The 11947-nt window shown below is 69.4% G+C and carries 5 protein-coding genes; 1 reads left to right on the top strand and 4 read right to left on the bottom strand.

The window, feature by feature from the left end; genetic code table 11:
- A partial coding sequence (locus ADL05_RS24260; RefSeq protein WP_304437797.1) for a non-ribosomal peptide synthetase occupies positions 1 to 6420 on the bottom strand: 6420 nt, incomplete at its 3' end.
- Between the two features lie 456 nt (positions 6421 to 6876).
- On the opposite strand from ADL05_RS24260, the gene ADL05_RS31970 reads away from it, so the two are divergent.
- A complete protein-coding gene (locus tag ADL05_RS31970) occupies positions 6877 to 8112 on the top strand; it encodes a M23 family metallopeptidase (protein WP_231640891.1) in 1236 nt (411 codons plus the stop codon).
- A gap of 217 nt (positions 8113 to 8329) precedes the next feature.
- On the opposite strand, the gene ADL05_RS24250 is transcribed toward ADL05_RS31970, so the two are convergent.
- From ADL05_RS24250 to ADL05_RS24240, 3 genes are all read right to left on the bottom strand, one after another.
- Complete coding sequence (locus tag ADL05_RS24250) at positions 8330 to 9067, bottom strand: ABC transporter permease (RefSeq protein WP_053619330.1); 738 nt, start codon at positions 9065 to 9067, stop codon at positions 8330 to 8332.
- Between the two features lie 4 nt (positions 9068 to 9071).
- Positions 9072 to 10001 (bottom strand): ABC transporter ATP-binding protein, encoded by a 930-nt coding sequence (locus ADL05_RS24245; protein ID WP_197285916.1) that lies wholly within the window; start codon positions 9999 to 10001, stop codon positions 9072 to 9074.
- A gap of 196 nt (positions 10002 to 10197) precedes the next feature.
- A complete protein-coding gene (locus tag ADL05_RS24240) occupies positions 10198 to 10851 on the bottom strand; it encodes a response regulator transcription factor (RefSeq protein ID WP_053619328.1) in 654 nt (217 codons plus the stop codon).
- Positions 10852 to 11947 lie beyond the last annotated feature (1096 nt).

Genomic DNA, 11947 nt, shown 5'->3' with positions numbered 1-11947 from the left:
GGCCAGGACGGTGTGGAGTCGGGCGTCGGAGGCCATGAAGGAGAGTCGTTCGCGGGGGTAGGCGGGGTCCAGGGGGACGTAGGCGGCGCCGGCTTTGAGGATGCCCAGCAGGGCGGCGACCATCTCCGTGGAGCGGGGTACGCACAGGCCGACCAGGCTTCCCCGGTCCACGCCGCGGTCGCGCAGGAGGTGGGCGATGCGGTTGGACCACTGGTCCAGGGCCGCGTAGCTGAGTTGGTGGTCGTCGGACGCGACCGCGATCCGGTCGGGGTACTGGCGGGCCCGCTCCTCGAACAACCCCGGCAGGGACACCGGACCGGCGGTCACCGCGTGTGCGGCACCGAACCCCATCTCGACGGTCGCCCTGCACTCGGCTTCCTCGACCATCGGCAGGCGGCGGACCCGCTGTCCGGGGTCCGCCACCGCGGATTCCAGGAGCACCTCGAAGTGGTCGGCCATGCGTGCGACCGTCGGTTCGCCGAACAGGTCGGTGCTGTACTCGAACCCGAACCGCATCCCCTCGGGTGACGCCTGGATCATGCAGGTGAGGTCGAAGCGGGACACACCGACGCTCATCCCCTGCTCCACCAGACTGTGCATCCAGGGTTTGGGCTGGACGAGGGCCGACTCGTGCTCCAGGAAGGGCAGGCTCTCGTCGGCGAACATCACCTGGAAGACCGGGTTGTGCCCGAGGCTGCGTGTGGGCCGCAGTGACTCGACGAGCCGCTCGAAGGGGACCTCCTGGTGGCTCTGGGCGTCGAACAACTGCTTGCGGACCTGCACCAGCACGTCCTCGAAGCGGGGGTTGCCGCGCAGGTCCACGCGGAGGGCGACGGTGTTGACCAGGAAGCCGATCATGGACTCCAGGCCGGGGTGGTTCCGGTTGGCGATCGGCACGCCGATCACGACGACGTCCTGTCCGCTGTGGCGGGAGAGGAAGACCGCGAAGACGCTGAGCATGGTGATGTAGTCCGTCACCTGGTACTCGCGGCTCAGATGCGCCACCCGCCGGGTCGTTTCGGCGGGCAGCCGCCGCCTCAGGAAGTCGCCCTTGAAGCTCAGCTCGTCCGGCCGGGGCTCATCGGTGGGCAGCGCCAGCAGTTCCGGGGCCTCGGCGAGCTGTTCCTTCCAGTAGTCCAGATGGAACGCGAGCCGGTCCGGCTCCAGCCAGCCCTGCTGCCACACCGCGTAGTCCGCGTACTGCACCTCCGGATCCGGCAGCGGGGAGGGCGCACCGTCGGCCAGGGCCCGGCTGATCTGCAGGAACTCCTGGCAGAAGAGGCCGATCGAGTAGCCGTCGAACACCGTGTGGTGGGCGCTGAGGGCCAGGACCTGCTCCGTGCCCGACAGTGTGACGAGGAGGGCTCGCAGCAGCGGCCCTTCGCCCACGTCGAAGGGCTGGTCCCACCACCGGCGGATCTCCTCCTGTGCCCGCTGCTCGCTCTGGTCCTCCGGGAGCATGGACAGGTCGGTCGTCGGGAGCGCGACCGGCCGGTCGTCGGCGATGACCTGCCAGACCCGGCCGTCCTCCTCGTGCAGGGTCGTGCGCAGTGACTCGTGGCGCCGCACCATCTCGGCGAGCCCGTCCCTGAGCACGTCCGTCCCGATGGACGCCGGCAGCGGGATGAGCCAGTTGACGGTGTAGGACGTCGTCCCGGGGCTCAGCCGGTCGATGAAGTAGAGCCGCTGCTGGTCGAAGCCGGCGGGCGGAGCCCCGTCGCGGGCGACCGGGACCAGAGGACGCGGTTCCAGCGGTTGCGACTCCTCCTGCCGCCGCTGCAGGTCGCGGGCCACCTCGGCGATCGTGGGCAGCTCGAAGAAGAGGCGGACCGGCACCTCCAGCGAGAACACCTGCCGGATCCGGGTGGCCAGCTGGGCGGCGAGCAGCGAGTGCCCGCCGAGCTCGAAGAAGTCGTCGAGGACACCGATGGGGGAACGGCTCAGGACCTGCTCCCACACCGAGACGAGCAGGGCCTCGGTGGTGTCGCGCGGGGGGACGTGGACGGTGTCCGACGACGTGGAGTCCCGGGGCGCCACCAGCGCGCGCCGGTCGAGCTTGCCGCTGGAGGTGACGGGCAGGGCGTCGAGCGCCACGAGGTCGGACGGCACCATGTAGCCCGGCAGCCGCTCGGCCAGGTAGGCGTGGAGCCGGGGCAGCAGGAGGTCCTGGATGTCGGACGTGAGCGGCTGGTTGGCGTAGTCCGTCCAGTCCCGGTCGGCCCGGTCACCGCCCGGCGGCGGGACGAGTTCCTCCTCGTCGACACCCGGTTCGACCCCGTGCCGCGTCAGCAGGACGGTGTAGTCGCCGTCGGGGCCGTGTCGGCTCCAGTCGAAGGCGGCCCGATAGCCGGCCTGCTCGGCGCATGTCCTGATGTCCTCCGGTTCCACGCCGCCCGGGGCCTGCTCCTGCGCGCGCCACGCCTCGACCGTCTCCGGTCCGGGCCCGCCCTTCAGCCAGCGAAGGGTCCGTACCGCCTCCTGCACACGCGCGTTCGCGACGCCGCGCAGCCGCAGCCGGTCCGGCCGCTCGCCGCGCAGCGTCTCGCGCAGCGCGGAGAGGGTCAGTCGTTCGGCGGTCCAGTCGAGCTCCGGGACGTCCGGGCCGGGACCGTCCCCGCCGTCCCGGGACGCGTCCGCGACATGGAGCACCACCTGGTAGCGGAACATCGACATCTCGTTGAGGTGGCGGCCGCCCTTGGGGCGGATCTCGACGCGCGAGACGACGCCGGTGCCGGCGGCCCACTCCCGGAAGAACGCCGGGTCGAGGGCCAGCTCCTCCTCCTGCCGCACGCGGTGCCGGACACGCTGCCAGAGCTGTGCGCGCGTCATGGAGTCGGGTACGCGCTGCGCTTCGACACTGGCGTGGAAGGCGTCCAGAAGCGGCAGGCTGCGGACATCGCCGACGATGACCCGGCCGCCGTCGGCGACGCGGGCCAGCGCCCCGTCGAGGACGCGTACGAGGTAGTCGACCCCGGGGAAGTACTGGACGACCGAGTTGATGACGACGGTGTCGACCGGCTCCAGCGGCAGATCGCCGACGCCGGCGGCCTCGCCCTGGCTCAGGACGACGGTCTCCCGGAGCCCGGGGTCGGAGTCGAGGCGGCGTCGGACGGACTCCAGGACCGAGGAGGACAGGTCCGTCCCGTAGTACCGGCGGCAATCGGGAGCCAGCGGGAACAGCAGCAGGCCGGTACCGCAGCCGATCTCCAGGACCGTGCCCGGGTCGCCGTCGCGGACCAGGGCCACCGTCTCCTCCTGCCACGCCCGCATCTCGTCCAGGGGGATGGGCTGACCGGTGTAGCTGCTGTTCCATCCCGAGAAGTCGTGGCCGTGCTCGGAACGCTCCGCCGCGCTCGGGTCGAAGGCGTCGTAGACCTCGCGCCATTGGTCGACGCGCTTGGCCGCCAGCGCGTCCTCCTCCTGCCCCCGGACGGCCTCCTCGGCGAGCCGGGGGTGCGGTACGACGTACGACGCCAGGGTGCGGTCGCCCGGCCGGTCCTCTCGGACGATCGTGGCCGAGTCCCGCACGGCGGGGTGCTCGCTCAGGACGCTGTCGATCTCGCCGAGTTCGATGCGGTACCCGCGGATCTTGACCTGGGAGTCGGTACGGCCGAGGAACTCCAGGTTCCCGTCGGGACGCCACCGCGCCATGTCGCCGGTCCTGTAGAGGCGGTCCCCGGGGGTGGCGCTGAACGGCGAGGGGACGTACTTGCCCGCGGTCAGCTCCGGTTCGTTGGCGTAGCAGGAGCTCAGACAGGTACCGCTGATGTAGAGGTCACCGGGTACGTCGATCGGACACGGGCGCAGGCTCTCGTCGAGAACGTAGTAGGAGGAGTTCTGGATGGGCTTCCCGTACGGAATGCTCGGCCAGGAGGGGTCCACCTCCCCGACGCGGAAGTAGTTCGACCAGACGGTCGCCTCCGTGGCACCGCCGAGGCCGACGACCTCCACGTTCGGGAACGCCGCCGTCATGATGTTCGGCGACTGCAGCGGGATCCAGTCGCCGCTCATGAAGACGAGGCGGACGGAGTGGGAGACGGTCTCGACCGCGCCCTCCCCGTCCATGGGCAGAAAGGGGACCAGCTGCATCAGGGCGGCCGGTGCCGAGTCCCAGAACGTGATGGGCTCGCCCGAGATGTAGGCCAGCAGGTTCGCCGGTTCCTGGATGTCCCGACCCGACGCGATCCGGATCGACCCTCCGGCGGCGAGAACGCCGAAGACGTCGTAGACGGACAGGTCGAAGGTGAGCGACGTGACGAACAGGATGCGGTCCTCGGGGCCCACCGAGAACGTGGTGTTGACCCATTCGATCAGGTTCACCGCGGGGAAGTGCGCGACCGTCACGCCCTTGGGCGTCCCCGTGGAACCCGAGGTGAAGATGATGTAGGCGATGTCCTGCGGGCCGACCTGCGCGGGAAGGCCGCTCCGCGGCATGTCCGCGATCTCGTTCGGGGAGTGGACGGCGTACGGGGACCGGAGCTCCTCGTCGTCGGTCTCCGGGTCCAGGCACAGGATGTGGGCGAGGTGCGGGAGAGGGTCGGCGGTCGACAGGCGCCGCGCCAGGGCGGTCTCCGTCAGGACGCAGCTGATCCTCAGCGAGTCGATGATCCAGTGCCATCGCTTGACGGGTGCGTTGGCGTCCAGGGGGACGTAGGTCGCGCCCGCCTTCAGAACGCCCAGCAGCGCGGGGACCATCTCCGCGCGGCGCTCCGTGAGGATCGCGACGTGGTCCCCGCGGCCGATCCCGATGTGCCGCAGGAAGTGCGCGACCTGGTTGGCGTGCTCGTCGACCTCGCGGTAGGTCCAGCGCTCGTCCTCGAAGAGCAGGGCCAGCGCGTCGGGGGTCTCCTCGGCCTGCCTCTCGACCAGGTCGTGGATGCAGAGCTCCCGCGAGTACGGCGCGTCCGTGTCGTTCCACTCGTGCACGAGCTGGGAGAACTCGGCGGGGGTCACGAGGGTGAGCTCCCCCAGGCACGCCCGCGGCCGGTGCGCCAGCTCCGTGAGGATCCGGTGGAGGTGCCCGACCAGCCGCTCGACCGTCGCGGCGGTGAAACGCGCGGTGTCGTAGTGGACCGCGAGGGCCAGACGTTCCCCGGGTGTGGCCACGACGCTCAGCGGATAGCCGGCATGGCTCTCCTCCCAGATCCGCGCCATCCGCAGGGAACCGGGCTCGGGGGCCGTCTCCTGCTCCTCGACCGTCACCACGGTCTCGAAGAGCGACTCGCCCGAATCGATCCCGCTCCACCGCTGGATCATCGGCAGCGGGCTGTACTCGTGCGCACGGATCCGCGCGTACCGCTGCCGCAGGTCCTTCATCCACTCGGCCCAGGGCGTCGCGGGGTGTACGGCGACGCGCAGGGGCAGGGTGTTGATGAGGGTCCCCACCATGTCCTCGACGCCGGGCAGGTCGGCGGACCGGCCCGGGGAGGTGACCCCCATGACCACCTCCTCCGAGCCCTGGTACCGGCTCAGCAGGAAGGCCCAGGCCCCTCTCACCAGGGTCGGGAGGTCCAGGCCGTGCCGCTCGCCGACGGCTCGCACGTCCGCGGTCTCCCGCTCGTCCAGGACCAGGGACATCTGGTCGTAGGCGACCCGGGACGCGTCCGCCGCGTCCGCCGCGTCCGCCGCGGCCGGTCCGGCCGGGGAGGGCCGCAGCTCGACGGGGAGGGGGCTCGCGGACGGCACGTCCCGGAGTTCGTCGCGCCAGAAGGCTTCGGCCCGGCCGGTGTCCTGTCCGTGCCACCAGTCGACGTAGTGGCGGAACGGCGTCGTCGGCGGCTCCTCGACCTCCCGGTCGGCGACGAGGCACGCGTAGACCTGTTCGACCTCGCGCAGGACCCTCGCCTGGCTGCGTCCGTCCATCAGTGCGTAGTGGAGGCTCCAGAGGAGTTCGTACCGCGCGTCCTCCAGCCGGACGAGGCGGAGCCGCCACAGGGGCGCTTCCGCCACAGGGAATCCGTGCTCGTGGTCCTGTCGCAGGGCGGCCTCGCGCAGGGACGACCGCTCCTCCTCGCTCAGGGACCGCTGGTCCTCGTACTCGAACGGGAGGTCGACGCTCTCCCAGACCAACTGCACCGGCTCGTCGCCCGACGTCTCGCGGAAACTCGTCCGCATCGCAGGGTGGCGCCGCGCGACCCGTGCCCAGCTCCGGCGGAACGCGTCGATGTCGAGGACGTGCGCGATCCCGAGGACGGTCTGCGCGTGGTAGAGCCCGGTCTTCTCCCCGTGCAGGGACTGGAACAGGATGCCTCGCTGGGTGGGCGCCATCGGGTACGAGTCCTCGACCCGACCGCTTCCCGAAGGGGGAAGAGGGTTTTCTTCTGGGTCGTGAAGAGAGTTCAAGGCTGCAGTCCTCTGGGGTGAACGATGATTTGCACTATCGATTGACGTGTCGATATCAGCACCATTCGCGCGCGCCACAGCAAGCCCCTCTCCGTCCGCGCCATGTCGCTTCGCCAGGCATGTGCCTCGCAGACTAATTTGTGCGGGATCGTGGAGAAATGCCCGATTGGCATACTGTCACCCTGATCGATCGGCTACCCCCTCCAGGCGGTCCTTGGGGCACCCCTCGCCCCGCATCGGCTCGCTCCTCCCCCAGCGGATCGCCGACCCGACCGGACGGGACCGCCGGTCAGGGGCGCGCGCCGGGGAGACCGCCCGGCCCCGACCGCCCTAGCCGTTCGGATCGGTGCCATCGTCGGTCCGGACGCGGGGGTGGCACTACGGCGCGATGGGTGTCAGACTCCGAGGCGGCTCGTACGCGGGCGGCGGAGCGGCCACGCCTCCGGGCACGGTCGGCGGCGGGCCGGTCTCCGGCACCGCCGGACGGCGAGAACGGCCGCTTGCCCCGCATCCGCACGACAGGAGCGCCCTGACATGGCCCTTCTCCTCTTGAACGCGGTCCTGGTCCTCGCCGTCGTGGCCGCCGTGCACCTGTACGTGCACAGGCGGCTGGTCAGGGACGTGTCCCGGGAAGGCAGCGCGTGGCGGCGTGCCGGGACGGCACTCGTGTGGCTGCTCTCGGCCGTCACCGTCGGCGCGATGGTCGCCGGACCCGCCGACCTGCCCTTCCGGGTCGTCCGCGCCTTCGAGTGGCCGGGCCTGCTGTGGCTGGCCCTGCTGCCCTACCTCATCGTCGCCCTGCTCCTGGGAGAGGTGGTCCGCCCCCTGCTGCGGCGGTTCCTCGCCCGCCCCTACGAAGGCTCCTCCCCGCCCGGGACTCCCAGGGGAGACGGAACGGAGCGCGGGCCGGTGAGGGACGATGGCGCGAACGACGGGAAACCGGCGGAAGAATTCTTCGGAGAGAACAGGGAAGCGGAATCCGCCACACCCCGGCGCCTTTTCATCGCCCGAACCATCGGTATCAGTGCGACCGCCCTCGCCGGAGGTATGTCGTATGTTGATTCCATGGTTGGAGAGACGCCCGCGCAAAGTACGGGGGACAACGCCGTCGAGGTCTCATTTCCCTTCACGGGACTGTGGCGGGTCGAGAACAGCCCGGCCCGGCGCGTTCCGAGCCACGGAACCGACATGTTCGGCGGTCGCTACGCCATCGACTTCGTCGGGGTGGACGACAGGCACCGGACGGCCGGCAGCCGGAGCTGGCGGACCTTCCTCGCCACCGAACCGCCCGAGCTCTTCGTCGCCTTCGGCCGGCCGGTCCTGGCACCGGCCGACGGAACCGTCGTCGCCGTGCACGACGGCGAGCCCGACCACGAAGCGCGCCGGTCCCAGCCCGCGTTGATCCCCTACGCCCTGAGCCAGGGCGCACGGGTGCGCCGGGGGGTGGAGGCCATCGCCGGCAACCATGTGGTGATGTCCCTGGCCGGAGGCGGCGTCTTCGTCGCACTGGTGCACTTCCGGGCGGGCAGCGTCCGGGTGTCGGTCGGCGAGAGGGTCGTGGCGGGCCAGCACATCGCGGACTGCGGGAACTCGGGGAACTCGACGCAGCCGCACGTGCACATGCAGGCCATGGACAGCGCGGACCTGTCCGTGGCCAGGGGCGTGCCCATGCGGTTCCGCCGCTTCCGCGAATGGCCGTCCGGACCGGCGCGGAACCGCGTCAGGGACCTGGCCGTTCCGGGCGAACGCGCGGTGGTGGAGCCGCTGTAGCCCTCGGCGCGGCCGTCGCCGTGGCGGACGGAAGGGCTTCCGGACGGAAGGGCTCCTTGGCGGGCGGAAGCGCTATTCGGCGGGCGGAAGGCCGTCGGCGGACGCGGGCCGAGGGGCCCGCGTCCGCCGACGGATGATCGGACGAGCGCACCCGCCGCCGGCACCGGGACCGGGCGCCGGCGGCGGGTGCGGGCCGGAGGGCGGGCGCCGTTCGCCCTCATGTCCTCCGGGACATCATGCGGAAGGCGACCAGGAATCCCACGAGGGACCACACCGCCAGGACGGCGAACGGCATGAGCCGGACGCCGTCGGGCGGCACGCTGAGCGTGTTCCGCACGCTCTCGGCCATGTACTGGAACGGCAGCACCGCGTGAACGGCGGCGAGCCAGTCGGGCAACCGGGAGACCGGGAAGACGATCGGGGAGAACATCAGCGCGACGAACACCACGAGCTGGGACATCATCCGGGCGATCGGCGGGGTCAGCCCGTAGCCGATGCCGTAGCCGATCCCGATCGCGGCGGCCGCGGTCAGCAGGATCGCGGGAACGACCAGAGGACTGATCTGCAGGTCCAGATCGAAGCGCAGCCAGGCGACCACGAGCGCGGCCAGCATTCCCGGAAGCGCGGTCAGCAGGGCTATCGTGGCGTCGGACGCGATGAGGGCGCTGCGGGGCACGGGCAACGACCGGTTGAACTCGAAGATGCCCTCCTGTTTCGCGCTGGCGACCTCCTGGGGGCCGATCACCATCCCCACGGTGACGAGCCCGAGCACCGGCGCCCCTGTCGAGAGGTAGAGGGCCGTGCCGGCGTCCAGGTTGGGCACGAGGAAGGCGAACCCGACGATGATCCCCACCGCCAGGCAGGTCTGGATCACCAGGTTCAGCGCGAGGGTCGCGCGCCCCCGCAACCCGGCCCAGCCGAGCAGCAGACCATAGCTAGACATCCAGTAGCGCATCGCGTTATCCCTCTTCCTCTGCGGCCGTGGACTCCGCGCCCACGAGGTCCAGATACACGTCCTCCAGACCGACGGGTACGAGAGAGAACTCGTCGATGTCCTGTGACTCGCGCAGGCGCTGCGCCCAGGCGAGCGCGTCGGCGGCCCCGCTGGATTCGAGGGCGACCGTCAGCCGCCGGGAGGTGCGCAGAGGAGCCCCGGCGGTCGCGATGTGCTCGGGGAGGGAGGGCAGACCGTCGATGTCCGCGGCCGTCAGCTCCAGCCGGAGGTCGCCGGCCGCGCGGGAGCGGAGCTGTGCCGCCGTCCCCTCCGCCATGACCTTGCCGGAGTCCAGGACGACGATGCGGTCCACACTGCGCTCGGCCTCGATCACGTTGTGGGTGACCAGGAGGACGGCGCACCCCCGGTTCGCCAAGGCCCGGATCTGCTCCCACAGGAGCCTCCGGCGAGCGGGGTCCACGTCGTTGGTCGGTTCGTCGAGCATCACGACCTTCCCGGGCGACGCCGCGGCCATGCCGAACGCCGTCAGCCTCCGGACTCCCCCGGAGAGCCGTTCGCCCGTGGTGTCGGCCCACTCGCCGAGGTCGAGGTCCTTGATCAGTTCCTCGGTGCGTGCGGAGGCGGCCTGTTTGTCCATGCCCCGGATCCGGGCCATCGACTTGATGACCTGACGCGGCGTCACGCCGGTCAGCGGCGCGTGCGACTGGGGCATCACCGCGATCATGCGGCGGACCTTCGACGGTTCCGCCACCGGGTCGCAGCCGTCGACGCGGATGGTGCCGGACGTCGGTACGGTCAGCCCGGCCACCTGGTTGATGAGGGTCGTCTTGCCGGCGCCGTTGTGCCCCAGGAGGCCGACGACCTCGCCGGCCTCCACCTGTATCGTGACGCCGTCATTGGCACGGACTCCGCCTCCGCGCTTGTAGGTCTTCACTATGTCTTTGATGTACAGCACAATATTTTCCCATTGAATCGGAGACAGGGTCCAGGCTGTTATGCCGGATCGGCGCCCGAGCAGTGGATTTCACGACATTTTCCAGGGGCACGCGAAACTCTCCGCCACTGTGAGGGTTCACGCGGACCCCGGTGCCGTCGTCGTGGGCGGGGGCGGATGCTCTGCCCGATGGATCTCACTGATGCGTGGAGGCGTCCTGCTCCACCAGCTTGTACTGCAGCGCCATGGATGCGGCCATGGTCCTGTTCCTACAGTTCAGCTTGGCCAGCAGATTGGCGACCAGGCGTTTCGCACCGTGCTGGGAGATCCGGAGCCGCGCGGCGATCTGCTTGTTGCTCAGACCGCCGACCAGCAGTTGCAGGGCCTGTCTTTCCCTCGGTGTGAGTTCGGGAAGTACCAGGCGAGGTTGACTCTGTCCGTTCCGCCTTCTGGCCAAAAGGCGTCCGGCGATCGACGGCGGAATGACCACGTCACCACTGGCCGCCTTCTGTAGGGATTCATCGAGGATTTCCGTGGTCATCTGGTCCAGGACGAGGAATCCGTCCGTCAACACTTGAGCAGCGCGGTCGAACAAACTCTCGTCACTCCGAGTGAGTAGAAGGAGTACTTTTGTTCCCGCTTCTCCGAAGCGCTTCGCCACGTCCTCGATGTCATCCGACTGCTCGTCGTCAAAGGCCAGAATGATGACCTCTGGCAGCTTCGCCGGCTTCTGAGGCGGCTCGTCCCCGACTGAGTTGCACGACACGATCTCATACCGTGTCGGAGCCGAACTCAGCATCGCAACGAGGCCTTGATGGATGACTTCGTTGTCGATGTGAAGCGCCACCATCAATGATCCGCATCGGCGCCCGGACATTGACCTGGTCATGTGAGCAGTCCCATCGAATTCTATTGCACTCGCCTTTGGTCACAACATAAGAGAATTCGGACGATCCCGGTGATACCGTTTCTCCAGCACGCACAGGTGCCGACCCGCGAGTCCGTCAGCGCTGTTCGGGCAGGTCAGGTCCGTATCTTCCGTGATGCCGCGCGGGCTCCGGGGGCCTCCGGAAGGCCTGTCGCCCTTGGTGCGGCGGTGGTCGGAAGTGTGGGGCGGACATGACTGCTCCGATGTCAGGGACACCGTGGCTCGGGCAGGTCAGAATCGGCATTGTGAAGAACGTCGTTCGGGAGAATCGAGGTCAGAGGCCCCACGCAGGATCCGGTGGTTTCGCAGACCGATCCTGATTTGATATGGCCGGTGAACAACAGGAGTCCGACAGGTTCTTCCACGGCGTCGTGGAGATGTCGGATTTGATCGAGTCCTTATCTTCGCTGTGTCATTATCTCCTCCATGGTGCCGGGGCCCTCCCTGAGCGACCAAAGTCTATCTTTGCCCAGGCGGGACGTGAATGCCTCGCCGAAAGAAACACTGACCGTATCGGCGCTGTTGCGATGTGTTTCATTGCGTTCAGCTGTTGTGTTTGGTATGGGAAATTGGCTCTTCGCGGGCGCGTATTGGCTGGTCACGGCCGATCACCCCCGTCGGCGGGATCCGAATGCGGTGATTCCAAGGCGTGTGAACATATAGTTATATGTCAGGTATGTTCATTGGTGTTACCAATGTAGCTTTTTGGGCGAAAGATGCTGTCTTGTGCCAGCGGGCACTGGAACTGACTCCCGTGGTTCAGGCGGCTGCGGAGCGTCAGCACTGGTCTTGGGGTCGGGCGCGGTCGCCGGCGGCGTCCGGTTCCGGCACGGGCCGCGGTGCGGCGGGCCTGGTGGGGACGCAGCGGAGCCGGATCCGAACGGGATGTGGCCGGATGTGGCCAGGCCGATGCTGGCCGTTCGGGGGTGCGGTGCGCTATCGGCGGCCGCTGCGCGGTCCGGTTGCCGGAGGAGCGCGGCGCGGTGGCGGCGGCGTTTCGCCCCGCCCGCCCCCGCCC

Source organism: Nocardiopsis sp. NRRL B-16309 (genome assembly GCF_001279585.1).
Taxonomy (GTDB): domain Bacteria; phylum Actinomycetota; class Actinomycetes; order Streptosporangiales; family Streptosporangiaceae; genus Nocardiopsis.
The sequence above is the reverse complement of the archived record's forward strand: the minus strand, read 5'-3'. Positions and strand labels throughout refer to the sequence as shown.

What these genes read in the sequence shown, in the direction of transcription:
- ADL05_RS31970 (WP_231640891.1), top strand. Translation starts at nt 6,877, where the DNA reads ATGGCCCTTCTCCTCTTGAACGCGGTCCTGGTCCTCGCCGTCGTGGCC.
- ADL05_RS24250 (WP_053619330.1), bottom strand. Translation starts at nt 9,067, where the DNA reads ATGCGCTACTGGATGTCTAGCTATGGTCTGCTGCTCGGCTGGGCCGGG.
- ADL05_RS24240 (WP_053619328.1), bottom strand. Translation starts at nt 10,851, where the DNA reads ATGGTGGCGCTTCACATCGACAACGAAGTCATCCATCAAGGCCTCGTT.